Genomic DNA, 24,355 nt, shown 5'->3' with positions numbered 1-24,355 from the left:
ATGAACTCTATTAAAATACAAGCTTCTTTAATAACCACGTCCCTGCCATCACTTTGTCCGGGACATCCCCGGAAAAATCCCTATAATGGGCAATGGGTTGCTTTCTGTTTGTTTCAATTGTCCATTGCCTGGGATTTGTTGGAGGATGGAATCATGCTATCCACATTTCAAAGATACCCCCACATCTTCATTGCCTGCATCCTTGGACTGGGTTTACTCTTCACCCCCGCCTGTCGATCCGGAAGCGAAGGAGGCCGGGCTGCCCCGGATTTCTCCCTGGAGGACCTCTCTGGTGAGCTGGTGTCCCTGTCCGATTTCCGAGGAAAGGTGGTCCTGGTGGACTTCTGGGCCACCTGGTGCCCTCCCTGCCGCCAGTCCATCCCCGAACTGGTTCAGTTGCAGAAAAAGTACCGGGAAAAGGGTCTCGTTGTCCTGGGTATCTCCCTCGATGATCCCCAGATGATCAGCAGCAAGAGCCTCCAGGCCTTCGGGGAGGCCTTCGGCATCAATTACAACATCCTGAGAGGGAATCAAAAGGTGGTCCTGGACTTTTTCGGAAAGGCCGAAACGGCCATACCGACCATGTTCGTAATCAACCGGGAAGGGTTCATCGTGGACAAGCACGTGGGTTTCCGCCCCGGATCTCTCGAAGAATCCCTCAAAAGGCACTTGTAATGATTATCGATTTCATGGACGAGAAGGGAATCCACAAGGCCGTGATCTTCGGGTTTCCCTGGGAGAAAGAGGACCATTTCCGCAGGCACAACGACTACATCCTGGAATCCATCCAGCGGTATCCCGAGCGGTTCGTTGGTTTCTGCTGCTTCTCCCCCCTGTCGCCCAAAGGCCCCCGGGAGGCGGAACGATGCCTTCAATCCGGGCTTTCCGGCATCGGAGAATTGGCCCTTTACGATTCCGACCTCCCCCCCGCGGCCTTCCGGGATGTCATGAACGTCGCCTTACGATACGACAGGCCGATCCTGATTCACACCAATGAGCCCGTGGGACATGTTTACCCCGGAAAGGCCCCAATAACGCTGAGTTCCCTCTATACCCTTCTCAAGGCCTTTCCGGACAACAAGGTGGTCCTGGCCCATTGGGGAGGAGGGATTTTCTTTTACGGCATCATGAAAAAGGAAGTTAGAGAAGTTTTCAAAAACACCTGGTTCGATACGGCCGCCTCGCCCTATCTATACTCACCGGACATCTACAGGCTGGCCTGCGAGATCCTGGGCCCGGAAAGGTTTCTCCTGGGCTCCGACTATCCCCTGTTAACCCCCGAGAGGTACCTCAAAGAGATGGACGAGGCGGGGATTTCTGAACAATGCCGGGAACAGATTGCGGGTTTGAACGCCGCCCGTCTTCTGGGCATCTCATCCTCAAGATGAAAGGTGACATCCACTCCCAGGCTATTTCCCGGGGATCCAGGGCCACGGCCGATACCCTTACTCGGCCCGCTCAAGTATCACTTCTCCCTCATCCATGACCTCCTTGAATCGGGTGGCATCTCCAAGGACCTTGCCGATGATGTTGACCGCGCTCGCGGGGAGGATCTTTCCTTCCGTGCTGATGGGGGTCCTGCCAAAAAAAATGCAAAAGGCCCGGCCGCTGGGCCAGTATCCCAGGTCCCCCACTTCAACCTCCTCCCTCGCGGTTTCATCCAGTTCGCTCTCAACAGGAACAGCGAAGTAGATCTCTTCTCCCCAGGTATTGAAAGAGGTCTTTACGGGGAGAGCCTCTTCAATCATGCGGGCCGTCGCGGAATCGTTCAGCTCGGCCTCCATGGATAGTTGCCCGATTCGAATCCGGATCTTCATCGATCTTTCCTCCTTTCCGCAAAAAACACCCCCTTTAAGACAGTATGGCCCCGGATTCATTCCTTTTCAAGCCTGTTTCGCCGACCCCCATTCCCGTTCCAAAGGCTCTCACGTTGGCATGCGATTTGCTTGGTAATAAACCACGGAATGCCGTGGACTTGAAAGAAAGATCGCTCCCAGGGCCGGAAGCTCTGTCCCTGGCGTGTCCTCAGGCCATTGGGGGGCCAGGGAAAGGTGTTTTTGACACACCTCCTGATACAATCTTGACGGCTCTGAAGCACCTTTCCGCTCCGGACGTGGGACCTTTGTCGCAATGACCAGGGGCGGGAGTCGCTCAATTTAGGAAAATATTTCATCCGTATCCTTCAGGGTGTTGAAAGGAAGAGGAATTCACCGGGATGCCGAAGAAGAAAAAAAAGGAATCCAGCATGGACACCAATGCATGGATGACCACCTATACGGATCTCATGATCCTCCTTTTGACCTTTTTCGTCCTCCTCCTCTCCATGTCGGTGGTCACCGAAGAGAAACGGCTCGTGGCCCTGAATTCCCTTACCGGCGCATTTGGGTTCAAACCCGGGGGACATTCCATCATCGGCGCCCCAAAAGGGATAAATATTACCATCGGCTCCCCTCCCATGAAAAAAGAGGTCATAGACTTTGACAAGATGCGGAACCTGATCCTCAAGAACGCCCTGGACCCGGATGTGATCGTGACACGTGAGGGAGAACGAATCATTCTCAGTCTGAACAACCAGTTGCTTTTCGATCAGGGATCAAGCGAAATCCGGCCGGACCTTCATCCCTTCCTGGTTGAGCTTGGAGAGATTCTCAAGGAGGGAACCCACAGGATCGAATTGAGGGGGTACAGCGCAACCTCCGAAACCGCCTTCGACCGCGATCCTTTCAAGGCATCCGTGATGCTCTCGGCAAAGAGGGCCATTGCAGTCTACCACTTTTTCCGGGAAAAATCCGGGATTTCACCCGGCCGGATGGTGGCCCACGGATTCGGAACCAACGCCGTCAGAAAGGGGAACCCTAAAAAGGAAAACGAGGCGGGACGGCAGGTAGAAATCATTCTGGATTACCGGGAATCCGTTCCCTATCGGCTCAGGAAACCGAAAAGTGATTCCCTGCTGGATTTCAAGGGATTCCTCTTCAGGATACCGGGGAGGTAAGATGGGAACTGAAAAGAGGAAAGACAAAGATGATGAGGCCGGAGGCGGCACCCCGGGTTGGATGGTTACCTTCTCAGATCTCTCCACCCTGCTGCTGACCTTCTTCGTCCTCCTCCTCTCCATGTCCACCATGGACGACATGACGCTGAAGAGCATCTTCCACAACTTCACCAGCAGCAGCGGCATCCTGTACTTCAAGGAATTCGGGGAAATTTACAGAACCAAGGAGGCCCTGATCCAGAGCCTATACGAAAAATTAAAGGATGCCCTGGTCATGCGGAAGGCCAACGATCCCAACGAGGAATTCATTTCCGCCGAGGACCAGAGGATCTTGAAGGAAGTGGGGAGTGCTCTCCAGGTGAGGGAACTCGACCACGGGTTCAAGTTGGTCTTCGGCCAGGAACTCCTTTTCAAACCAGGGAGCGCAGAGATCAACGAAGACATGAAGCCTGTCCTCGCCCGGGTGGCCAAGTTCATCAAGTCCGCCACCTACCAGGTTTACATCGACGGCCACACGGACAATATCCCTATCCATACCGCACAATTTCCTTCCAACCAGGAACTCTCCCTCGCCCGGGCTTACAATCTCATGGAGTACCTCGTTAAGGTGGAAAAGGCCTCCCCGGTTTATATCGCCTTAGGGGGGTACGGGGCTTCCCACCCGGTGGCAAGCAACGATACCCCCGAGGGAAGGGCCAAAAACCGCCGGGTGGAAATAATCTTCAAAAACCAGAGATATTTCTAGCCTTGCTCCATGAGGTTGTTGAAAAACGTAGCCGACCCGGGAGGGTTTCAACAGCCAGACAGGCCGTTCCGGCAGATTATCACATATCAAAATCAATAATGCTCCATTATCCTCCAACTCCCTCAAAAAACTTTGAAACCTTATACTTAATGGGTTACAGTTTAACCCAGATTATGCATGACAAATTTTGAACCTTCATTACAAAAGGGGTGGAGCTCAATGTGAAGCGAGGGCACGGTTTTACGAAAGGGGGTTAAAGGTCTCTTCTCTCGCAAAGCTTCCCCTCTCGCCCTACTTCCCCACATTTACAGGCTGGGGGACTCATTCGAAAATTCTATCCGTTGCCTGCATTATGGGAAACGGGATCTCAAAGCCCATTTTCTGGGCGGTGCGCACGTTTATGTAAACGGCTCCTTTTTTAGGTTCGACGATAGGAAATTCCCCTGCCTTTCTGCCTTTCAATATCTCAAGGGCGATCTTTGCGGCTTCCAGACCTTGCTCGTAACCAGAGTTCACCACTCCGAAAAGCGCCCCTTGCTCGATTGCAAAAGGGGCGACCGAAAAGAGTGGTTTTCGATTGTTTGCAACGGTCCATTCCATTACGTCCAAAGGAGATACCGTTTCTTCGTCGCCGTCCCCATCGGTAAGAGTATGGTACAAAATGACGCAAACCGCATCTACGTTCTTTTGGTAGGATTTTATCCGCTTCTTCCACTGAGTGAAGGTATCAGGCTGATCCACAACGACCACTTCGACCGGGAGGTTCACAGATCGCATTTGCGATATCAGTCTATTCGACGTTGTGCTGTTGTCCGTTATGACGGCCACCTTCCGCACATCCGGGACAATGATTTTAAGCATGTCAAATGTCTGGACAAAATGGGGCCTTTCAACGATTCCGGTCACGTTGGCCGCGGGAAAGCCGTAATCGGCCGGGTCACCGTTGACGCCGCAAAAGACGATTTGGGGGCGTTCTTTCCCTACATAGTATCTTGAAAAGTACGCCTGGGCATTGTCATCGGCGGCAATGACCACGTGGGGCCTGAAGACCCTCACCCTTTCCATGGCTTCCTTACCCGCCTGAATTTTGCATTCTTCCCTCGGTCGTCTTTTGGTATTCATGTAAAAGATCTCGAGCTGTGCTCCGGAACCTGCAAGGCCGCTTTTGACACCTCCCGTGATATCATCCGTCCAGGTATAGTCCGCGTAGTAACTATGGACGAGCAGTACGCGCCCCCCGGCACACGCCTTGTTATGGAAAGACAGAATAATACAAATCCCAAAGATGGCAGGGATTATGAACTTCACGGGAGAGGAACCTCCTTGTAGAGGTTGTAGAAGGGTTATTCACCCGCCGCAACGCTTTGGCTTGACCGCACGATCAGAATAATACTGAATCGCGTCGCGCCTCCCGGCACCGTACATTTAAAGAGAAAATCGGCCGAGTCTGAAAATCTATGTTTAATACAACTTGTGAGGAAGATTCAAGAGGCTTTACATGGACCTATACTCGAGAAAGGCCCTGGGACTACCAAGGTTCAGCCGCGGGACCTAAGGACATGAATTCACAGGAATTCAAAACGGGCTTCACCGTTGGTGGAGGTCAGAAAAATATAACCATGAGGGCCTGGGTTCATTACTGCCTCAAAAAGAGCTTTGGAAGAATGAGGGATATGGAAGGGACCAGTGCGATCAAGAGGACGGCTGCGAGAAGGAGCACCAGGAACGGGAACGTGGAACGGGCCACGGATGTCAAAGATTTCCCTGTAAGGCCCATCGTAACGAAAAGGTTCAACCCGAAGGGGGGTGTCAGGAACCCGAATTCGATCACAAGGACCATCACGATCCCATAATGGACAAGGTCGATATTGTACCTGCGCAGGGTCTCCATGAAAAGCGGTGAAAGGATGATCATGGCGGAAACGTCGTCCATGACGGTTCCCAAGAGCAAGAACAAGGCGGAGACCATGAGGAGAAAAGTCCACCAATTGTCCACCATCCCGATGAGGGAGTCTGCAACCTTTACGGGGATCTGCTCGGCCGTCAGAAGCCATACAAAGGTCATGGCGCAGGCGAGAATAAACATCAGGGAAGCGCTCAAAATGGCCGCGCTTCTACAGACTTCAAAAAGTTTTTTTATGGTGAGGTCTTTGTGTATAACTAATTCTATGAACAGTGCGTAGACCACGCTGACTGCAGCGGCTTCCGTGGGGGTGAACACACCGCCGTATATACCGCCAAGGACGATGATCGGCAACATGAGACCCCAAATGCCCTCCCGCAGAATCCTTATCTTTTCCCCTTTGGCGTAGACTTTCCTGGAGCGCCAATTGTGTTTGCGCGCCTTGAAATATGTGTAGCCCAAAAACACCCCGCCTATCAGGAGCCCGGGGAGAATTCCGGCCATAAAGAGTTCCACCACGCTTACATCCATGACGAGGCAGTAAAGGATCATCGGGATGGAAGGAGGAATGACGATGCCCAGCGAACCTGCGGAAGTAATCAGTCCTTGGGTAAAATCTTCACTGTAGCCAGCTTTTACAAGCGCAGGAAACATAATGGAGCCGATAGCGACGACAGTCGCGGGGGAGGACCCGCTGAGAGCCGCAAAAAAAACACACGCCACCACTACAGCCATCGCAGCTCCACCCCGAATATGCCCTACAAGCAACTCCATGACGGCTATGAGCCTTCTCGCGATCGCCCCCTCGCTCATTATTCCCCCAGCGAAGATAAAAAAAGGAATGGCCATGAGCACGTACTTGTCCAGGGCGTTGAAGAGCTGTTGAACAAGTACTATTAGAGGGGTATCGGTAAAAAAAAGCAGAGCCCCGCAGGTCGAGGCGATAAGGAGCATGCTGATCGGCATGCCTAAAAAAAGGAGAAGGGTGAAGGTAATGGCTATTGCGAGGATCATTTACCGTCTTTCTTATTTGGGGCGGCTTCAGCATTAGAGACCAGGCCCGAATCCCTTCCGGCAAGCCCAAGGGCGTGCTGAACGGACCTGGCCAAAAGCCTTAAGGCGAGGGTGAACGAAAAAATGGCGATGGGCGCATAGGCGATGTACATGGGCATCTGCATGGCCGCGCTGGCCACCCCGAACTTTTTGAGCTTCAAAACATGGCCGACTCCAAGATATGAGATGACGAAAAAAAGTGCCGAAGCGGTCAGCGCGGTCAAGAGGTTGATGGCATGGGCGAGCCTGGGACTTGCCTTGGAGATGAAAAGGTCCATGGAGAAATGGGTCCCGTATTTCACCCCAAGGCTCGCCCCCAGAAAGGTCATGAAGACTCCGCCGTAACGCGACAGTTCCTCGAACCAAGTGAAACTATGGCTGAAAAGGTACCTTGACACCACCTCTGCAAAAGCCAGGAAAGCAAGGCTTAGAAGGGTCAAAGAAAGCACTACTTCTTCTAGTCGCGTCAATATCCGTATCAATGGTTTCATCGCATATTTCGCCCGGCGGAAAGGGCGTTGAACCCTCCTATTTCTTCAAAGCCTTTTCGTGTTCGCTGATCTTGTTCATCAGGAAGTCAAAGAGGTCTTCCCCCACGATCTTTCGGTAACGGGCCAGGACCGGCTGAACGGCCTTTTTGAACGCAGCCCTTTCCTCATCGGTGAGGCGCACAACCTGCACATTGTTCTTTTCACAATATTCCTCAATGGAAATACCCAGTTTGGGAAGTTTCTTGAAAGCTTTCGCATTGCTTTCCCTGTTGACCTTTATGGCTATTTTTGCGGCATCACGAAAAATTTGCTGTTGGGCTGGAGTCAATTTCTCCCAAAAATCCGGATTCACTATCTGGATGCATTCGGTCACCGTATGCTCCGTCTTGGTCACGTACTTGGCGACCTCGGTAACCTTAATAAGGATAGATGTGTAGAGCGGATTGTCCTGGGCGTCAATGACTCCCTGCTGGAGCGCATTATAGAGTTCGGGGAACGGGATCCCGACGGGAGAGGCCCCGAGCTGCTTGAATGTTTCGATATAGACGGGGCTGTTCATGACCCTGATTTTCAACCCCTCAAGATCCTTGGGGGTTCTGATGGGGTGCTTGGTGTTATTTATGTCCCGGAACTCGTTTTCCGTCCAACCGATCCCAATGAATCCCTTGGATGGCAAATAGCTGAATAATTTCTTCTGCCACTCCGGATCGTCCAACACCGCATAACAGACCTCGCGGCTGGGCCAGATGAACGGGAGATCAAGAACAGCCGCCTGGGGCACATAGTTTTGCATGACGGCGGTCGTGATCGCAGCCATTGCGATCACCCCGGTCTGAACCTGCTCGGCCATGGAACGTTCGGATCCCAGCTGGCCCATCGGAAAAGTCCGGACAACGATTTCGCCGTTCGTCTTTTCATTCACGTATTTCGCAAAGGCCTCGATACCTTTGCTCTGGCCGTGAAAGGGGGGCGCTACATGACCGTACTTGATGGTCATCTTTGCGCCGGCAGGTCCCGCGCCAAGGGTTAGAAGAAAACAACCGACTACCAGGCATAACCAGATCTTTTTCATTGTTCACTCCTTTTTGTCTTATGAATTCCTCATGCCTTTCATCACCCGGTGACGGGTATGACCCCTGCTTTGGTCTCAGTGCGTCCTTTCTCCCAAAAGGCCTCCACCGAGGACTCACACCAAAAACGCTTCTCGGAGCATCGGCCCGCAAAGGCCTCCTGCCTCTGGTACGGCAAACACCATGTCGAGCATCCAAGATACATGCCACAAATAATTTCACCGACAAATCAACAGGTTAACAAAATCCTCTATTCCCAAAAAACACATGAGGACAAAAAAATCCAAAATTTTAGACAGCCCCCAGGTCAATTCAGACAGATAATCTTTTTAATTTCACGCAATTATTGCGATTTACCTTGGCCGATTCTATGGGAGGGTGCGTCCAAAAAAATGGACAACACGGGGACGATCTGTTAGATTCGCCCTTCAGATCTTTTTTTCTCCATACGAGACCTTACGGGACAGACTGACGGGTGCGGCACATCTTAAAGGAGTAAAAACATGGCCCATATCCTGACAGTGGATGACGACGACATCTTTTGTGAAACATTCACCCTCTTGATTGAGGAAATGGGGCACTCCAACACCGTTGCCGAGAGCATCGCCGAAGGCCACAGGCGCGCATATGAAGAGGCCTTCGACATAATCTTCTTGGACGTCATTCTCCCGGATGGAAGCGGGTTGGAGCGTATCGGCGATTTCAAAAACGTCCCTTCTTCTCCTGAGGTCATCATCATCACCGGCCGCGGGGAGGAGTCCGGAATTGAAACGGCCCTCAAGAACGGAGCGTTGGATTACCTCATAAAGCCCCCTTCTGCAAGCGAGCTCAAACGCCTTGTAGGACGCGCACTGAGGTATCGTGAAGAGAAATCGCAATTCCTTAGGAGGCACCTACTCAAAAGGGATTTTATCATTGGGAAGGACCCCAAGATCCAAAAGTGTCTGGAACTTGTTTCACGGGCGGCCGCAAGCGATGGAAGCGTCCTGATCACAGGGGAGACTGGCACGGGAAAAGAACTCATGGCAAGGGCCATTCATGTAAACAGCCGAAGGGCAGCCGCTCCTTTTGTAACCGTCGATTGCACCAACCTCCCCGAGAATCTTATCGAGACCCTCCTTTTCGGACACATGAAAGGGACGTTCACGGGGGCGGACCAAAACAGGGACGGCCTCATCAAGCAGGCGGACGGCGGGGTGCTCTTTCTCGACGAGGTGGGAGACCTACCCCTTGCCGGTCAAAAGGCCATGCTCAGAGTCCTTCAAAACAGAACGTTTAGACCGCTCGGCGCCAAAAGAGAAGAGAAATGCGATTTCCGCGTCATCTCAGCTACAAACAAGAACATTGAAAAAATGGTGGAAGAGGGTTCTTTTCGAAAAGACCTATATTTCAGGCTCATGGCGTTTCACATAGAGCTTCCTCCTCTGCGGGAACGGCCCGGGGACATACGCCTGCTCGCCAACAATTATATCGTAAAAATCTGTGACGAATTGGGGATAGACACGATCGGCGTGTCCAAGGATTTTATTGAATCGCTGAAAGGATGGCGTTGGACGGGAAACGTCAGAGAGCTGATCAACGTCCTAAGGGTATCCATCGCGAACGGCATGGAATCGTCCGTACTCCAGCCCCACCACCTGCCCATGGAGATCCGCGTTCACAATCTCAAGGCCAGTATGGCGGGAAAGCTTGCAGCCGTCGACAAGAAGGCATTCCCCTCTTTCAAAGAATACCGAAATATAAGTGAATCCAAATACCTCGATGATCTCATTGAAGCATCCGGGGGGGACAGGGAACGGGCCGTCAGGCTTTCCGGAATGTCCCGTTCGGGTCTTTATCATCTGCTGAAAAAACATGGGAAAAGGTTCAAGGCCTGAGCATGGCCTTACGCTTAACGGGGTGTTGAAAGACGTAGCGAGCGAAGAAGATTTTCAAAAACCTGTTAAGGGTTTCTCTCAAACATCTTGAGAGCGAAGAATTTCCTCCAGCGCCCCAAGCACGGCATGGACGTTTTCCATCAGAGGCGGGAGGAACTCCTCCACGTCCTCCAAGCGGTTCTTGCCCGCGGCCTTTTCCATTCTAAAAGCGGCCTCCGCCGCTCTCCGGGCCCCCAATCCTTTCATAGCGGACTTGATGCCGTGCGCCAGGCGTTCGATCTCCCCGAACCTCGCTTGTTGGACATGCGCTTGAAGGCTTTCAAGCTTGGCCGGCAGCTTCTCATGGATCGCCCGGCATCCCGCCAGAAAGATCCTTTTATCACCCTCAACTAGTTCCAGTGCGTATTCGATGTCCAAAAGGCCTCCATAACTTTCCTTAAATTTCGGCAGGGACTTTGCCTTCAAGCCACCGCCATCGGCATATTTGCGTATGAGACGGACCAAGGTCTTCGCTTCAATGGGTTTTGTGACAAAATCATTCATTCCCACTTCGAGAAATTTCTCTCTGGACCCTTTCACCGCATGGGCGGTGAGCGCCACGATCGGGATGGAGGAAAGCTCCGGATCCTCCAGACTCCTTATGCGGCGCGTGGCCTCAAGCCCGTCCATGACGGGCATTTGGATATCCATCAATACCAAATCGTAGAGCCCCTTTTTGACCTCGACCACGGCCTCTGCACCATTGGAGACGACCCGCACCCGATGTCCGTATTTCTCCAGGATGGGGACCAGAACCTTTTGATTGACTTCGAAATCATCGGCTATCAGGATCCTGCAGGACGTCCCCTCATCCCCGTCTCGAAGAATGGTCTCCCCTTCGCCGCTATCCGATAAAGCAGCCTTCATCGCACCCTTGTCGACCAGGCCGAAAGGCACTTCAAAGATAAATCGGCTTCCCTTTCCCACCTCGCTTTCGCAGCGGATCTCACCTCCCATGAGTTGTACCAGGCGCCGGCTGATAGCCAGGCCCAATCCTGTGCCCCCATATTTCCTGGTGAAACTGCTGTCGAGTTGGGTGAAACCCTCGAAAATGGTCTCCAGCTTCTCCTCAGGAATACCGATTCCCGTGTCCCGGACAGCAAATGAAAGGACAACCCGCTTTTTTTCACCGCCGTCCTCCATCCCGCCGGACGCCTTTTTGACTGTGACTTGTATGCCGCCCTTTTCTGTAAACTTGACGGCATTTCCAACAAGATTGACGATTACCTGACGAAGCCTGTGAGGATCCCCCTTAAGGTTTGCCGGGACGTCTTCATCAACATGGCAGCACAAGTTCAGACCTTTGCGTTCCACCTGGTATGCCAGGATGGAAAGGGTATCGTTCAGGAGTTTATTGAGGTCGAAGGGGAGGTCTTCAAGGTCGAGCCTGTCGGCTTCGATCTTGGAAAAATCCAAGATGCTGTTGATAAGGCCCAAGAGATGTTTAGCCGACTTCCTGGAGACCTCGAGGTATTCTCTCTGCTCTGGGGTCAGGTCAGTTTCAAGGATCAGATCCGTCATACCGATGATCGCGTTCATGGGCGTGCGTATCTCATGACTCATGGCGGCCAGGAAATCGTTTTTCGCCCGGGTTGCTGATTCGGCCGCCTCCCTTGCATGGATCAGGGCGTTGATGTCGCCGATTATTCCAAACTTGGTGACGGCAAAGAGCAAAAGACTTGTCAACAAAACGATCATGATCGAAAGAACAAGATTGATTTTTCCGATCCGCCACACCGGCGAAAAAAGTTCATCCGTATTTATATGGAATCCGATAATCCATCCTGTGTTTGTACTTTTTCTGTAAACGATGATCCTTTTTTCATTTCCCATAGAGGACATGATAAGGCCGTTTTGTTTCTCCATCATTTCTTTTCCAAATGATTCAATGATCTCCATAAACGGCTCGGCGTTTTCCGGCAGGAAAAAAACATCACCTTTTTTCCCGAAAAAAAAAGCATAGCCGGTCTTACCCATCCTCATGGGCTCCATGAACTTCTTCGTAAATGCCCTCAAATCAATAGCCCCGAACAAGACCCCTGCCACCCGGTCCCTTTCCACAACAGGTGATGCGATCATGAACACGGGATTGGTCGTAAGCGTGCTTTCTCCGAACGGCGAGACAAAAAATTCGCCCTCCATAGCCCGGATAAAATAATCTTTTTCCCTCACGTTCGACCGCTCGATCCAGTCCGGATCCGAGGAGGCGATGACATCGCCTTTTGCATTGGCGAGATTGATCAATTCGAAATATTCATATTTCTCTTTTATTTTTCTCAACTCCGAGTTGACGGTCCGCCTCGCGGCCTGGCCCATATAAGTCTCTTGAGTGGAAATCTTATAGACCTGTTGCTCATTCCAACTGTTTAAGGTCATCTTGATCTCTTCAATCCACAGATCGATGTTCTTTCGTGCCAGTTCCGCCATAAGGACGACCTGGTCCGTGCCGCTTTTCTTAAACACATCCTGGGATTTCAGAAAAACCAGCGTAGAGAGAGTCCCAATGGCGATGATGATGATCGCCAAGGCGGGGAATAGGAATTTGAGACGAATATTCGGCTTCATAGACCCTCCTCTAAAAAGCCTGACATGTACCACCCCATCCTTAAAGTCCACGACCTAGTTCCACTAGCACGTGACATAAAAGAATGATCCTTCCCACAATAGGGAAAATCTTTACCGCAAAAACATTGGATAGACTCGTTGACCCCAAAAATCAGCCCCTTCGCGTCCTACAAATCTCAAACGGGAGTCAGACCTGATCAGACAAGCTGGGTGGGGCCGTCACGGTTGACCCTTTCACGTTACCCGACACCATGTATCTGCCAACCCTCGCTGCCGGTGAATTCTTCTTCAGCATCACAGACAGCGGCACTTTCAAACTTGACACATGACCTGTTTATGGACTATATTAAGTCACTTTAAAAAGGGAGTATACTCATGAAACTATCAAATCAGATTAGGCCCATCAGCTACCTCAAGGCCCATGCTGCTGAAATCGTTAGAAACCTTTCCAAACATCAGGAGCCACTGATCATTACCCAGAATGGCGAAGCCAAAGTGGTCATACAAGACATTGAAAGTTACGAACAAAACCAGCAAACCCTTGCCCTCCTGAAAATTCTGTCACTCGGAATGCGTCAAATTGAGGAAGGTAAGGTTTTACCCGCCGATGATGTGATAAAGCGCCTTCGCGAACGTCGGGAGAATCGGTGATGCCGTTTGCGGTTTTACTGACCAACGACGCATCACGGGATCTCACCGAGCTTTATGATTACATCACTGCAAATGAGTCACCTCGGAAAGCCAACCATGTCTTAAAGCAGATTGAGAAAACCTTCTCTGCATTATCCGAATTCCCCGAGCGGGGTGCCTACCCAAAAGAACTGCTGAAGTTAGGGATGCGAGAATATCGGGAGATCTTTTTCAAACCCTACCGTATCATTTACCGAATCATGGATAACAGCGTCTATGTTATGCTGATCGTAGATGGTCGTCGCGACATGCAGTCCCTTTTGCAGCGACGTTTACTAGAAGCATAACGTTGATCCGTCCGCTAATAAATGACTGGATTTTGCCAAAAAAGTAGACAGTGCCAAAAGCAAACTGCTGACTTCAGTCTCTATTCATTTTCGGTTGAGCAAAATCAGCAAAGAATGCAATGCCTCCACCTGGCGCTTTGCTCTTGCCCTATGGTTCTGGAACAGCCGTGGCGGCTGCCCTTTCCTCACCCGACATATCGGCCAGGCGTTCGACCCCGTTCTTATCAAGTCTTAGGCCTTCAGCTACTCGGCTCCCATAATCAGGGTCGGCCTTGAAAAACAAGGCTGTCTGACGAAGCTGAATCCTTTTTGGGGCCTTTACCAGGTGGGCAACGATGTTTCCTATCAAATGTTCCCGGGCCTCATCAGTCATTACGTGCCTGTAAAGATTTCCTGCCTGCACAAAATCGTCATTGGGGTGGACATAAGCATATCGCGCCGCTTGCCCACTCACTTCAAAGGGCGGTTCCAGGGCCTCCCTTGCAGGTGCCGGACCTCCAAAACTATTTGGCCAATAATTAGGTCCCCCTCCTCCATTATCATCCACCCGCATGAACCCATCGCGTTGATAATTGGCTTCCGGAGCGTTTTTCGGCCTATTGACTGCAATAAGATGATAGTTGGGCCCAAGGCGGTGAATGTGGGCATCATGATAAGAAAAGACCCTGGCCTGGAGCATCTTGTCCGGCGAGACAGCAATACCGGGGACCACATTGCCCGGGGAAAAGGCGGCTTGCTCCACCTCGGCAAAATAATTTACGGGATTTCGATTCAACACAAGTTTCCCAACTGTAATGGGAGGGACCTCCCCGTGTGGCCATACCTTGGTAACATCAAAGATATCCCATGGAAAATCTTCCGCCTGCTCAGGGGTAAGGATCTGCACCTCCAATGTCCAAGAAGGATAATCACCCTGGTCTATGGTCTCATACAAATCGCGGGTTGCGTGGTTGGGGTCCTCACCACATAAGCTCACCGCTTCTTCCCGGGTGAGATTCTTTATCCCCTGATCCGTCTTGAAATGGTATTTGACCCAAAAATATTCTCCCTTTTCATTGTACCACTTGTAGGTATGGCTGCTGTAACCGTTCATATGGCGGTAACCGGCAGGGGTACCACGGTCTGAAAAAAGAATGGTGACCTGATGAATGGATTCTGGAGTAAGGGAAAGAAAATCCCAAAACATGTTTGGGTCCGGCAGGTTGGTGGCTGGATGCCGCTTCTGGGTATGGATGAAATCAGGGAATTTCAGCGGGTCCCGAATGAAAAACACGGGTGTGTTGTTTCCGACAAAATCATAGTTACCCTCCTCGGTATAGAATTTGACCGCAAAACCTCTAGGATCCCTTGCTGCATCTGCTGACCCCCTTTCACCTCCTACGGTAGAAAATCGCGCAAAGACCTCAGTACGTTTGCCCACCTCAGAGAGAAATTTGGCCTTTGTGTACCTCGTTACATCCGCCGTGACCTCAAAATAGCCCCACGCCCCGGCCCCTTTTGCATGGACCACCCGCTCCGGGATGCGCTCCCGTTCAAAGTGGGCCAGCTTCTCCAGCAGATGCACGTCCTCCATCAGCACCGGGCCGCGTGGGCCGGCAGTAAGACTGTTCTGATCATCTCCCACGGGTGCTCCGAATGCCCTTGTCAAACGCTTTTTGTTTTTTTTCATTTTTTCCTCCTTCGCCTTTCCTTCAGGCAGTGTTCATCTAACAGGGTCTCTTAATACCACTGCGCTAGATACATTTTTCAACAACTCGGCCCAAACGGCCGTTTTCGGACCGGAAACATTGGTTTATATGCCACCTGATCTTTTTTAATAATCGTTTTCCTTAACAAGCAAAAAATAGTTGATCATCCCTTTTGCCGGCAATCCGGGCAAATGCCGAAAAAATCCAGCCGGTGATCAATAATCTTATATCCGGTCTTCCGGGTTACCTCCTCGGTCAAGGGCTGGAGTTCCATCAAATCAGGATCAATAATCTTTTTACACCTTATGCAAATAATATGGGGGTGGGGATACGGCTTGTTGCCATCATAACGGTTACTGCCTTCGGGGAATCCGAGTTCAAGAATCTCTCCCAGTTCTTTTAACAGTGATACGGTCTTGTAAATTGTCGCCAGACTTGTGGTGGGGAAATCTTTCTTAACCTGTTCATAGACATTCTCCACGGTAGGGTGTTCCCTGCTTTGGGCGAGGATCTTTACGACGGCCAAACGCTGAGGGGTAATACGAAACTTCCGCTCCCTTAATTTGGTGAGCATCTGTTGTAACCGCGCATCTGGATCGGGCATTTGTGTTTTCCCTCCTCCCTCATGATTCATTGAAATAACCCAGAAAGACAAAAACTGCTATTAAAGGAAAATAATTCTTTTAAAAGATTACATTTCCAATTCTTGTTTGTCAAAGAAAAACACTTCATCCCTACTCAGCAAACACAATGATAAACAGGTTGCAAAAAACAACATAGCAAGGGCAGTTTAAGTAAGGCAAAATAAGATTAAAGGGCGAAGGATGAACCTTACACTTCCAGCTCCCCGGGAAATGCCCCTGGAAGAATCTTTCAAAGCCGATCAAGGGTGCTGTTTTGAGGTGGAAAAGCCCGATATGGGCCCCGTTGAACTCACACTCAATAAAACCGCCACGGATTGACAGGAGAGTTTAGTTAAAGGACAAAAGCATAATAGTTCTGGGTGGTTATGGGGGTACGGGCCAGGTTGTTTCCCGGATGCTTCTAAAGCATACAGAGGCTGCCGTGATTATTGCAGGTCGTCGCATTAATAAAGCCGAAGAACCAACCGCAGAAAAAGGAACACCGGCCTGCGGAGTTTTTCTATCTTTTCCTGAAAAAAATCCGGATGGGGGTCTGATCTAATCCGAATCGTTCCCTGAACTGGTTTGCGAGAAAGCGTTCGTAAGAGAAATGAATCAGTTCGGGCCGATTGACGAAGAGCACGAAGGTCGGTGGGCGAACATCGATCTGGGTGGCGTAAAAAAATTTCAGTCTCCCTTTCCCCGTAAGGGGTGGTGGCTTGAGCTGAAAAATCTTCTCCAATACCCGGTTGACCTCTCCCGTCCCGATCCGCTTCCCGTACTGATCGGAAAGGTGATCGATCTTTTCAAACAGTTTACCCACATGCTCCCCCGTGCGGGCCGAAAGCGTGATCCTCGGGGCAAAGGATACGAATTTGAGCTGCCTGTCCAAGGCGCTTAAAAGACGTCTCCTGGTATCCGGATCATGCTTGACCAGATCCCACTTGTTCAGTCCCAGGATCAGTCCCCTACCGCGATCCAGGGCATATCCGCATATCCGCGCATCCTGCTCCACCACGCCCTCCGATGCATCCAACAGGACCACGGCCAGGTGACAGCGATCCAGGCTTTTGACGGCCTTGATCATGGAAAACTTGTCGATCTTCTCCCTGACTTTCGACTTTCTGCGGATTCCAGCCGTGTCGATCAGTACGTAATCCCTTCCCCTCCGGGTAAACCGGATATCCACGGAATCCCGGGTGGTTCCCGGAATATCGCTTACCAACACCCTTTCGGAGCCCAGGATACGATTCACGAGAGAAGATTTTCCCACATTGGGTCTTCCCAGGACGGCCACCCGAACCGCCTCATCATTTTCTTCTGGGGTCTCTTCTGGCAATTCCTTGACGACCTCGTTCATCAGGGCTTTCAATCCGTACCCGTGGGCGGCGGATAAGGGAAAAACCTTTTCAACACCCAGCCGGTAAAAATCCGCCGTGAGCCCTTCGTGCTCGGGGCCGTCGATCTTGTTGGCAGCCAAGAAAACCTTCTTGCCTGAACGGCGCAGCATGTGGGCGATTTCTTCGTCTCCGGGCATTATCCCCTGGCGGCCGTCCACCATGAAAATAATAATGTCGGATTCCTCAACAGCCTTCCGAACTTGCTCTCTCACCAGATCCATGAAGGGTTCATCCCCCACCTCGTCAAAACCCCCGGTGTCCATCAGAGTAAAGGTCCGATCCCCCCAGTGAACTGATGCGTAGAGACGGTCTCGGGTGATGCCCGGGATGTCATCCACCAAGGCATCCCTGGACCTGGAAAGCCGGTTGAACAGGGTTGATTTGCCTACATTGGGGCGTCCCAGAATAGTGATTACCGAAGTCATATCAACTCAAATCTCCGCCGGGCGGGGATCAAATTATTGTCCCGGTCATGGAATGGAAGAAAAATCCTCGCTTTCAAGGGAAAGCCTTAACAAGCCCGTAATGGGCATGAAACGGATATTTTTTAACAGGTCCAAAATTGTTTATGCAAGATTCAAGGAAAGATACTTCCACGCAGGAATAAGGTAAAGGATTAATGAGATGGGGCGGGTGTCAGTCGGAAAGTTTTTCCCGAATGATCCGGTTAAGCTCTTTCAAGCGTACCGGCTTTTCGAGGAGGGTCAGGGCGATACCCTCACTGATGGTTTTGCGTGCCCGGTGATCGGAAGGGTTACCGGTGAGCACGAGGATCTTGGCCTTAGGATCAAAGGACTTGATCTCGCGGGAGGATTCATATCCGTCCATGACGGGCATTTCGATGTCCATCAAGACGAGATCCGGGTGAAAAGATTTATACTTTTCCAATCCTTCCTGTCCGTTCGAGGCCTGTTCCACCGAAAAATTCCCTTCCATACGGAGGGATTCAGACATCAAGGTCGTCAAGAGTCTTTCATCATCCACAACAAGGATCTTTTGTTGCAGCATCTCCATGGACCCATCCTCCCCGGCGTCCGGTATAGCATTTTGATGTACTATAACCGTGAGCAACCTCTTTGTCAATGGAAAAAGAACTATATATGGGGGATAAGGAAGTTTATAACCGCACATGTTGTGTTTTTTCCTGACAGTCCTCCGGGTCACGAATCAAAAGCATTATCAAGGAGATGATCCAATTTTTGACAATTCAACAGGATCGGCCAAGTGCACCCCGCATCTTTCACCTTGACTATCGGTCGAAATCCGAATACTTTTTTTTTGACTTTGATTCTTGTACCAATCAGGCCTTTTCAAGGATTTATTAAAAACCATGCCCACCAAATACATCATTGTAACCGGGGGAGTCCTTTCCGGTCTTGGAAAAGGCATTGCCGCCGCCTCCATCGGCCACCTGCTCTCATCGAAACTCAAGATCATCCCCATCAAATGTGACGGATATCTTAACGTGGATCCGGGCACCATGAACCCTTTCGAGCACGGGGAAGTGTTCGTCCTGGACGACGGGGGCGAGGTGGATATGGATTTCGGGCATTACGAGCGGTTCCTTGGGGTGAACTGCAAGTCCCAGTGGAACCTGACCATGGGCAAGGTATTCGACATGGTCAGGCAAAAGGAGAGGAGGGGAGACTACCTCGGAAAGACCGTACAGTATATTCCCCATGTAACAGATGTAATCAAAAATCATGTGTTCTCCATCGCAAAGGAAGAAAAGGCCGACCTGGTGATCGTGGAGATCGGTGGCACGGTCGGAGATATCGAGAACGAACTCTTTCTGGAAGCCATGCGGCAGATGAAAGAGGACGTGGGCCGGGAGAATATCGTTTACGTCCATCTGACCTATGTTCCCATCCCTTACGGCGTGAATGAACAGAAATCAAAGCCCACCCAGCAAAGTGTCAATCTATTGAAACAACGGGGCATTTTCCCGGATGTGATCATCGGGCGATGCTCCCGGTTCCTCACCAAAGAGATCAAGGCCAAGATTTCGAACTTCTGTGACGTGGATCCGGAGGCCGTCATTACCGGGCTTGATGTGGAAGACGTTTATGAAATCCCCATCATCTTTGAGCAAGAAGGGCTCGCCGGCATCCTCCACAAGAAGCTCAACATTTACAGCCCCCCCGACCTGAGAAAGTGGAAAGAGCTGATCGACAACCTCAGGAATCCTAAACGGGAGATCACAGTGGCCATGTGCGGCAAGTATACCCGGCTCGAGGATTCCTACGCCTCTATCATAGAATCCTTCAATCATTGCGCGGCCCACCTGGGATGCAAGATCAACCTGAAGTGGGTGGAAACCACGGACTTGAGGGATGCAGCTTTTCTGGACGAAGTCGATGGTATCGTTGTCCCGGGAGGGTTCGGTTCAAGGGGGACCGAGGGCAAAATCGAGGTGATCCGCCTGGCCCGGGAAAGAAACATCCCCTTCCTTGGGCTCTGCCTGGGGCTACACATGGCCGTAATCGAGTTTGCCCGGAACGTTTGCAAACTGGAGGGGGCAAACTCAACAGAGATGGATCCCTCCACCCCCCACCCCGTGATCGATATCCTTCCCGAACAAAGAGAAATCCGCGAGAAGGGAGGAACCATGCGCCTGGGGGCTTACGAGGCCGTGGTGGTGGAGGGGACCCTCGTGCATGCCCTATACCAGGCAAAAGAGATATCAGAGAGACACCGACACCGATACGAGGTCAACCCGGCCTATCATGAAATCCTCCAGGACCATGGGATGGTCTTTTCCGCTTCCTCCAAAGACGGAAGGCTCGTGGAATTCATCGAACTACCCGATCACAAGTACTTCGTGGCGACCCAGGCCCATCCCGAACTGAAATCCAGGATGGACAAACCCAGCCCCCTGTTTTACGGGTTCGTAAAGGCCTGCCTGGAGGGGGAAAGGGCGGACCGAGAGAACCCCGCCGTGAAGTAGTATGACACCGCTTTAAGCAGACCACCGGAACAAGAACCGATATACATCCATGTCGAAAAGCTATCGCGTGATTTTCTGGGGTCTCCGGGAAAGCAAGGAGACCTTTTCGGAGAAGATGTCGAAACTGGGGGTTTCCGCTCCCATGATTGAAAAAATCCTGACCCGGGCCCCTGTGATTCTTAAAGGTGGCATGGACCTCGGGACAGCGAGACGTTACACCGAGGCCGTACGAAAGGCAGGTGCCAGGGTGAGCCTTGAGGAGGATGCCGCTTCGGAGATTCCCGAATCGAAAGGGGCCCATGCGGTCATCGAACCCCTCGAACACTTCACGCTTTGTCCTCAGTGCGGATACAAGCAACTGAAGTCTGAAACTTGCGAAAGGTGCGGATTTCACCTGGAGCCTTAACAGACCGGAGGGAAAAGGCAGGGGACATGACCGAAGTCGTCGAAATAGCATCGGCCCGGTTGGAACTGGCCGTCAAGCGAGGTTACCGCAACTGGAAAACCCGGTTCAAGGAAGCCTTCGGACGGGAAACCCGGTTTGCCCACCTGAGCGACCCCACCCTCGCCGTCCTCGCCCGGGGAAAAGATGAGGGGACCTTCTACCTCTTCGACCTGATAATGTCGTTGGAACACCTGGGCTCGGGTTTCGAGTTCGGTGAACTGGACCCCCGCAAGAAGATCGCGGTCATGGACCGTTACCTTTTTCTGCTGGATCGCCTGCGTTATGAATATATGAAAAGGAAAGGCTGGCTGGCGGAGTATCCAGGAGAAGAATTCTCCCTGGTGGAACTCCTTCTCTCATATGAACGGCTCGCCCCGAGGCTGCAAGCCGAAACCCCCATCCTCAGCAAGGACCATCCCGCTTACGAGGGCTTTAGCAAAATGAGCGCCTTCGAGAGAGAGGAATTCATCAGAAGGCTGATTCCGGAGGCCCTTCGGGAACTGGAAGATCAGTCCACGACCTTGTAAACCTTGTCGTTCTCCCTCACACGCTCCTTGACCTTGATACCTACAAGGTCCCCTTCCCGGGCTTCTTCAACCGGTTGGTTATCGATCTCGATTCTGGCCACCTCGTCGGTAAAATCCGTGGTATGCCCCCGATATCTGAGGGTATCCCCCGGCCGAATACTCCCGCTTTTCACCTCGATCGCCGCGACACTGGGCCTGGCGAAGAACTTGACCACCCGGCCGACTTCTTCTTCGGGCATGGCATGACCTCCTTGGCTGGTGGGTTAAAAAAGAAGAGGATATATTTAGATTACCCTTTCCCCCTGGAGATTGTCAAGGTGACCTCCAGAGCCCGTTGGAACACCTGAGCGACCCTTCATATACCGGAAAACCCCAGCTGCCCCCGGGTTTTCCTGAAATTTGCGGTTGATACGGGGCACTGATTCCGTTATGATCCGCCCCATGGAGGAATATAAGAAAAAGCTGGCAAGGTTACTGGCAGAAACGGGTGCCCTTTTCTTCGACGACGGCCTGGTGCTTAAGGACGGACGTCCCACCCCCTATTTCGTCAACATGGGCATGTTTCGGACCGGACGATTGAGCCTGGAACTGGGATCCTATTTCGCTGACATGATGGTGGAACAAGGCCTCGCGGAAAAAGTGGACATCATCCTGGGACCTTCCTATAAGGGGAGCGCCCTTGCCCTGGCAACCGCCATTGCCCTTTACGAGCGCCACGGCCATGATCTTTTCTTCGATTATGACCGCAAGGAAGTGAAGGCCCACGGGGAGGCGAGCAAAAAGGGAAGTCTTTTAGTCAACCGAAGCCTTTTTGACGGCTGCCGAGTGTTCGTGGTGGATGATGTAGCAACCTCCATGCGCACGAAATACGATCTCCTGGAGACCCTGGCGAGGGAAGCCGATGCCCTTGGAATCGAGGTCACCGTCGTGGGCATCGGGATCGCCGTGGACCGGGAGCAGACCACCGCTGTTTATGATGAGACCGGCAAAGTGGTACTTGACCGCAAAGGAACGAATGCCATCCTGGAATTCGTTCAAAGGACGGGAATCCCTGTCCACTCGGTGGCGGGTATCCGGGAGCTGGTCCGGTACATTGACGAGGAACGGATCCCCATCCTGGTGAAAGGTAAATACGCACCCCTTGATGAAACAACAAGGGCAAGGTTCAAGGCCTACCTGGACACTTACGGAAGCACGCCTTAATGTATCGCGAACCATCACCTACACAATTCCTGCCAGGCGCCGGATGCCGGGGAAAAAATTACTGATTAAGTACCACATGGGACACGGGGAAACGGGATGAGACAGGACGAATTCCCCGGGATCATACAGGGGCTTCTCGCACGCCGGCAACCCATGGTGATCGAACCAAAAGGTGGCCGGTACCGCGAAGCGGCCGTCCTGATCCCGCTTCTCAAGGACGGTAATGAATACAAGGTCCTCATGACCAAGCGGACCGAAAGGGTGGAGGAGCACAAGGGGCAGATCTCTTTTCCGGGAGGAGGAATCGAGCCCGGGGACCGCTCTTTCAAGGAAACCGCCCTAAGGGAGACTTACGAAGAAGTGGGGATTCATCCCCGGGACGTCACGATCCTGGGCCGCATGGACGATATCCTCACTCTTTCCTCGAACTTTGTGATCCACCCCGTCGTCGGCCGTGTACCCTATCCCTATGATTTCTCCATCAACCCCCTTGAGGTCGAACGGATCCTCCTTGTCCCCCTGAGTGTGTTTCTCCCCGGCGGTTCCAGGGGCCCGGAAACGGAGCGGATCTCCTGGGGAGGCAAAATTTACGAAACCCCGGTATACCGTTACGACGGGGAGATAATCTGGGGGGCCACGGCCCGCTTGATGCATGGATTCGTAGAAATGCTCGGAGAAAAAATTGGCTTGCTAGCCGAAGATCAATAAGGTATAGTCCTTTCCTGTCGGGACGTGGCTCAGGCTGGTAGAGCACCGCGTTCGGGACGCGGGGGTCGGAGGTTCAAATCCTCTCGTCCCGACCAGTAACATTTAATAGTGTCAAAAGCCTTATTATTTGTGAATGTAGACGTTCATTAAGTATTCATTTTTCAAATTTGGTCAACACTTTCCCGGGTAGCGTCAAGCTGCTTGTCAAGCCATATTTATTCATAGCCTCTCTTAGGCTGTCTTCCGTGAGAACCAGATAATAATGGATAGTCGTGACTACCATTTTGGCAAGCACTAAGCGCCAGCTTTGATCGTAGCCAGAGCATTTTTATTCCATTTATCAGGAACCATTACGACTACATTACCACGGCCCCGCCTTCGGCCAAGAGAACTCCTTTCCGATATTGCGTCTACGACCTGGCCAAGACTATTTCTAAATTCACCGTAATCCCTTTTGTCCCTGCATTCGCACCGAAAACAAACAAGGTGTATCATGGCAGGCTCGCCAGTCTCGGCCAGTCAAAGCCTCAACTCCTGGAATCCCGGGACACCTGTCTGCCGTGCTGCGCACAGCACAGGCAGGTCCAAAACAAATCCTTCCTTTTTGTGAACGATTGCATAACCCTAGGGACGATCCACGAGGCCGTGGTGGAATTGGGGAATCAGTGGATGGCCTGATCTGGGTGAGCGCAGGAGGGTGATCAGGAAATTCCGCATCTGATAAGCAACTCTCGAACGAATCCTACGACATCAGCCTGTAATTCTTCATTGGGGCCGGCATATAGAAATTCAGAAACGCGCCTCGGTCCAACACCATTGGGGTCGGAAAAGTCGCGGTCCAAGATTTGAAGAGTTCTTCGAGTTTCCTGTTCATCGAGGAGCGGCTTGAGATGTCCGAAAATATCATCAACGCCGCTTCCGTAATTTCGGATCACATAGTAGAGGTCATATGCATCCTTGTTTTCTCCTCTCGTATCGAACGCCAGGGCCTTCAGCACTACAAAGGCCCCAGGACCGCATACCCATACGTCACGGGTTGCTTTTTCTCCGATAATCGTATCTCCTCTTATTGAAACTCGACGCCTATCCTTAAAAGCCA

24 protein-coding genes and 1 tRNA gene are annotated in these 24,355 nt (G+C 51.7%); 13 read left to right on the top strand and 12 right to left on the bottom strand.

Annotated elements, in window-relative coordinates:
* Positions 1 to 153 precede the first annotated feature (153 nt).
* Both JRF57_09755 and JRF57_09750 read left to right on the top strand, forming a co-directional pair.
* Complete coding sequence (locus JRF57_09755; GenBank protein MBW2303984.1) at positions 154 to 675, top strand: TlpA family protein disulfide reductase; 522 nt, start codon at positions 154 to 156, stop codon at positions 673 to 675.
* On the top strand, positions 675 to 1,388 hold the full coding sequence (locus tag JRF57_09750) for an amidohydrolase family protein (protein MBW2303983.1): 714 nt from the start codon (positions 675 to 677) through the stop codon (positions 1,386 to 1,388). Before JRF57_09755 ends, JRF57_09750 begins: the two co-directional genes overlap by 1 nt.
* Before the next feature lie 57 nt (positions 1,389 to 1,445).
* On the opposite strand, the gene JRF57_09745 is transcribed toward JRF57_09750, so the two are convergent.
* Positions 1,446 to 1,817 carry a hypothetical protein gene (locus tag JRF57_09745; protein ID MBW2303982.1) on the bottom strand — a complete coding sequence of 124 codons (372 nt, stop codon included), beginning with the start codon at positions 1,815 to 1,817 and terminating at the stop codon, positions 1,446 to 1,448.
* Positions 1,818 to 2,215: 398 nt separating this feature from the next.
* On the opposite strand from JRF57_09745, the gene JRF57_09740 reads away from it, so the two are divergent.
* Both JRF57_09740 and JRF57_09735 read left to right on the top strand, forming a co-directional pair.
* Positions 2,216 to 2,995 carry an OmpA family protein gene (locus JRF57_09740; GenBank protein MBW2303981.1) on the top strand — a complete coding sequence of 260 codons (780 nt, stop codon included), beginning with the start codon at positions 2,216 to 2,218 and terminating at the stop codon, positions 2,993 to 2,995.
* Position 2,996: 1 nt separating this feature from the next.
* Entirely contained in the window at positions 2,997 to 3,740 is a 744-nt protein-coding gene (locus tag JRF57_09735; protein ID MBW2303980.1) for an OmpA family protein, read from the top strand.
* Between the two features lie 321 nt (positions 3,741 to 4,061).
* Here JRF57_09735 and JRF57_09730 read toward each other — a convergent pair whose 3' ends face one another.
* The 4 genes from JRF57_09730 to dctP form a co-directional block, all read right to left on the bottom strand.
* The gene (locus JRF57_09730) at positions 4,062 to 5,048 is read right to left on the bottom strand and encodes a hypothetical protein (protein ID MBW2303979.1); all 987 of its coding nucleotides are present in this window, start codon (positions 5,046 to 5,048) and stop codon (positions 4,062 to 4,064) included.
* A gap of 328 nt (positions 5,049 to 5,376) precedes the next feature.
* On the bottom strand, positions 5,377 to 6,657 hold the full coding sequence (locus JRF57_09725; protein ID MBW2303978.1) for a TRAP transporter large permease subunit: 1,281 nt from the start codon (positions 6,655 to 6,657) through the stop codon (positions 5,377 to 5,379).
* Entirely contained in the window at positions 6,654 to 7,187 is a 534-nt protein-coding gene (locus JRF57_09720; protein MBW2303977.1) for a TRAP transporter small permease, read from the bottom strand. The genes JRF57_09725 and JRF57_09720 overlap by 4 nt, the downstream gene beginning before the upstream one ends.
* A gap of 37 nt (positions 7,188 to 7,224) precedes the next feature.
* Positions 7,225 to 8,259 carry a TRAP transporter substrate-binding protein DctP gene (gene dctP / locus JRF57_09715; protein MBW2303976.1) on the bottom strand — a complete coding sequence of 345 codons (1,035 nt, stop codon included), beginning with the start codon at positions 8,257 to 8,259 and terminating at the stop codon, positions 7,225 to 7,227.
* A 501-nt stretch (positions 8,260 to 8,760) separates the two neighbouring features.
* Between dctP and JRF57_09710 the strand changes: the two genes are divergently transcribed.
* Positions 8,761 to 10,134, top strand: coding sequence for a sigma-54-dependent Fis family transcriptional regulator (locus JRF57_09710; GenBank protein MBW2303975.1), 1,374 nt, complete (start codon positions 8,761 to 8,763; stop codon positions 10,132 to 10,134).
* Between the two features lie 78 nt (positions 10,135 to 10,212).
* Here JRF57_09710 and JRF57_09705 read toward each other — a convergent pair whose 3' ends face one another.
* The gene (locus JRF57_09705) at positions 10,213 to 12,738 is read right to left on the bottom strand and encodes a response regulator (GenBank protein MBW2303974.1); all 2,526 of its coding nucleotides are present in this window, start codon (positions 12,736 to 12,738) and stop codon (positions 10,213 to 10,215) included.
* Between the two features lie 375 nt (positions 12,739 to 13,113).
* Here JRF57_09705 and JRF57_09700 point away from each other — a divergent pair, with 375 nt between their 5' ends.
* Both JRF57_09700 and JRF57_09695 read left to right on the top strand, forming a co-directional pair.
* A complete protein-coding gene (locus JRF57_09700) occupies positions 13,114 to 13,389 on the top strand; it encodes a type II toxin-antitoxin system Phd/YefM family antitoxin (GenBank protein MBW2303973.1) in 276 nt (91 codons plus the stop codon).
* Entirely contained in the window at positions 13,389 to 13,715 is a 327-nt protein-coding gene (locus tag JRF57_09695; GenBank protein MBW2303972.1) for a type II toxin-antitoxin system RelE/ParE family toxin, read from the top strand. Before JRF57_09700 ends, JRF57_09695 begins: the two co-directional genes overlap by 1 nt.
* 148 nt (positions 13,716 to 13,863) lie before the next feature.
* On the opposite strand, the gene JRF57_09690 is transcribed toward JRF57_09695, so the two are convergent.
* From JRF57_09690 to JRF57_09675, 4 genes are all read right to left on the bottom strand, one after another.
* Positions 13,864 to 15,384 carry a catalase gene (locus JRF57_09690; GenBank protein ID MBW2303971.1) on the bottom strand — a complete coding sequence of 507 codons (1,521 nt, stop codon included), beginning with the start codon at positions 15,382 to 15,384 and terminating at the stop codon, positions 13,864 to 13,866.
* A gap of 182 nt (positions 15,385 to 15,566) precedes the next feature.
* Positions 15,567 to 16,007, bottom strand: coding sequence for a transcriptional repressor (locus tag JRF57_09685; GenBank protein ID MBW2303970.1), 441 nt, complete (start codon positions 16,005 to 16,007; stop codon positions 15,567 to 15,569).
* A gap of 539 nt (positions 16,008 to 16,546) precedes the next feature.
* Positions 16,547 to 17,851 carry a ribosome biogenesis GTPase Der gene (gene der, locus JRF57_09680; protein MBW2303969.1) on the bottom strand — a complete coding sequence of 435 codons (1,305 nt, stop codon included), beginning with the start codon at positions 17,849 to 17,851 and terminating at the stop codon, positions 16,547 to 16,549.
* A gap of 211 nt (positions 17,852 to 18,062) precedes the next feature.
* Entirely contained in the window at positions 18,063 to 18,440 is a 378-nt protein-coding gene (locus tag JRF57_09675) for a response regulator (GenBank protein MBW2303968.1), read from the bottom strand.
* Positions 18,441 to 18,756: 316 nt separating this feature from the next.
* Here JRF57_09675 and pyrG point away from each other — a divergent pair, with 316 nt between their 5' ends.
* The 3 genes from pyrG to JRF57_09660 are packed head-to-tail and all read left to right on the top strand — an operon-like array spanning position 18,757 to position 21,345.
* Positions 18,757 to 20,373 carry a CTP synthase (glutamine hydrolyzing) gene (pyrG, locus tag JRF57_09670; GenBank protein MBW2303967.1) on the top strand — a complete coding sequence of 539 codons (1,617 nt, stop codon included), beginning with the start codon at positions 18,757 to 18,759 and terminating at the stop codon, positions 20,371 to 20,373.
* Between the two features lie 49 nt (positions 20,374 to 20,422).
* Positions 20,423 to 20,779: a hypothetical protein gene (locus tag JRF57_09665; GenBank protein ID MBW2303966.1), complete on the top strand. Its 357-nt coding sequence runs from the start codon at positions 20,423 to 20,425 to the stop codon at positions 20,777 to 20,779.
* 26 nt (positions 20,780 to 20,805) lie between these two features.
* On the top strand, positions 20,806 to 21,345 hold the full coding sequence (locus JRF57_09660) for a hypothetical protein (protein ID MBW2303965.1): 540 nt from the start codon (positions 20,806 to 20,808) through the stop codon (positions 21,343 to 21,345).
* On the opposite strand, the gene JRF57_09655 is transcribed toward JRF57_09660, so the two are convergent.
* The gene (locus JRF57_09655; GenBank protein MBW2303964.1) at positions 21,327 to 21,584 is read right to left on the bottom strand and encodes a translation elongation factor-like protein; all 258 of its coding nucleotides are present in this window, start codon (positions 21,582 to 21,584) and stop codon (positions 21,327 to 21,329) included. The two genes, JRF57_09660 and JRF57_09655, sit on opposite strands and share 19 nt — an antisense overlap.
* 202 nt (positions 21,585 to 21,786) lie before the next feature.
* On the opposite strand from JRF57_09655, the gene JRF57_09650 reads away from it, so the two are divergent.
* The 3 genes from JRF57_09650 to JRF57_09640 all read left to right on the top strand — a co-directional run bounded on the left by JRF57_09650 (position 21,787) and on the right by JRF57_09640 (position 23,351).
* Positions 21,787 to 22,548: a hypothetical protein gene (locus tag JRF57_09650; GenBank protein ID MBW2303963.1), complete on the top strand. Its 762-nt coding sequence runs from the start codon at positions 21,787 to 21,789 to the stop codon at positions 22,546 to 22,548.
* Positions 22,549 to 22,644: 96 nt separating this feature from the next.
* Positions 22,645 to 23,256, top strand: coding sequence for a CoA pyrophosphatase (locus tag JRF57_09645; protein ID MBW2303962.1), 612 nt, complete (start codon positions 22,645 to 22,647; stop codon positions 23,254 to 23,256).
* Between the two features lie 18 nt (positions 23,257 to 23,274).
* Positions 23,275 to 23,351 (top strand) — tRNA-Pro (locus JRF57_09640).
* A gap of 606 nt (positions 23,352 to 23,957) precedes the next feature.
* Here the strand turns inward: JRF57_09640 and JRF57_09635 are convergent.
* A partial coding sequence (locus tag JRF57_09635; GenBank protein MBW2303961.1) for a hypothetical protein occupies positions 23,958 to 24,355 on the bottom strand: 398 nt, incomplete at its 5' end.

Source organism: Deltaproteobacteria bacterium (assembly GCA_019310525.1).
GTDB lineage: Bacteria > Desulfobacterota > DSM-4660 > Desulfatiglandales > HGW-15 > JAFDEE01.
This window is presented reverse-complemented; position numbering and strand designations above follow the sequence as displayed.

Coding starts and splice junctions, on each gene's coding strand:
- JRF57_09755 (MBW2303984.1), top strand. CDS start 154: ATGCTATCCACATTTCAAAGATACCCCCACATCTTCATTGCCTGCATC.
- JRF57_09750 (MBW2303983.1), top strand. CDS start 675: ATGATTATCGATTTCATGGACGAGAAGGGAATCCACAAGGCCGTGATC.
- JRF57_09745 (MBW2303982.1), bottom strand. CDS start 1,817: ATGAAGATCCGGATTCGAATCGGGCAACTATCCATGGAGGCCGAGCTG.
- JRF57_09740 (MBW2303981.1), top strand. CDS start 2,216: ATGCCGAAGAAGAAAAAAAAGGAATCCAGCATGGACACCAATGCATGG.
- JRF57_09735 (MBW2303980.1), top strand. CDS start 2,997: ATGGGAACTGAAAAGAGGAAAGACAAAGATGATGAGGCCGGAGGCGGC.
- JRF57_09725 (MBW2303978.1), bottom strand. CDS start 6,657: ATGATCCTCGCAATAGCCATTACCTTCACCCTTCTCCTTTTTTTAGGC.
- JRF57_09720 (MBW2303977.1), bottom strand. CDS start 7,187: ATGAAACCATTGATACGGATATTGACGCGACTAGAAGAAGTAGTGCTT.
- dctP (MBW2303976.1), bottom strand. CDS start 8,259: ATGAAAAAGATCTGGTTATGCCTGGTAGTCGGTTGTTTTCTTCTAACC.
- JRF57_09710 (MBW2303975.1), top strand. CDS start 8,761: ATGGCCCATATCCTGACAGTGGATGACGACGACATCTTTTGTGAAACA.
- JRF57_09705 (MBW2303974.1), bottom strand. CDS start 12,738: ATGAAGCCGAATATTCGTCTCAAATTCCTATTCCCCGCCTTGGCGATC.
- JRF57_09700 (MBW2303973.1), top strand. CDS start 13,114: ATGAAACTATCAAATCAGATTAGGCCCATCAGCTACCTCAAGGCCCAT.
- JRF57_09695 (MBW2303972.1), top strand. CDS start 13,389: ATGCCGTTTGCGGTTTTACTGACCAACGACGCATCACGGGATCTCACC.
- JRF57_09690 (MBW2303971.1), bottom strand. CDS start 15,384: ATGAAAAAAAACAAAAAGCGTTTGACAAGGGCATTCGGAGCACCCGTG.
- JRF57_09685 (MBW2303970.1), bottom strand. CDS start 16,007: ATGCCCGATCCAGATGCGCGGTTACAACAGATGCTCACCAAATTAAGG.
- der (MBW2303969.1), bottom strand. CDS start 17,851: ATGACTTCGGTAATCACTATTCTGGGACGCCCCAATGTAGGCAAATCA.
- JRF57_09675 (MBW2303968.1), bottom strand. CDS start 18,440: ATGGAGATGCTGCAACAAAAGATCCTTGTTGTGGATGATGAAAGACTC.
- pyrG (MBW2303967.1), top strand. CDS start 18,757: ATGCCCACCAAATACATCATTGTAACCGGGGGAGTCCTTTCCGGTCTT.
- JRF57_09665 (MBW2303966.1), top strand. CDS start 20,423: ATGTCGAAAAGCTATCGCGTGATTTTCTGGGGTCTCCGGGAAAGCAAG.
- JRF57_09660 (MBW2303965.1), top strand. CDS start 20,806: ATGACCGAAGTCGTCGAAATAGCATCGGCCCGGTTGGAACTGGCCGTC.
- JRF57_09655 (MBW2303964.1), bottom strand. CDS start 21,584: ATGCCCGAAGAAGAAGTCGGCCGGGTGGTCAAGTTCTTCGCCAGGCCC.
- JRF57_09650 (MBW2303963.1), top strand. CDS start 21,787: ATGGAGGAATATAAGAAAAAGCTGGCAAGGTTACTGGCAGAAACGGGT.
- JRF57_09645 (MBW2303962.1), top strand. CDS start 22,645: ATGAGACAGGACGAATTCCCCGGGATCATACAGGGGCTTCTCGCACGC.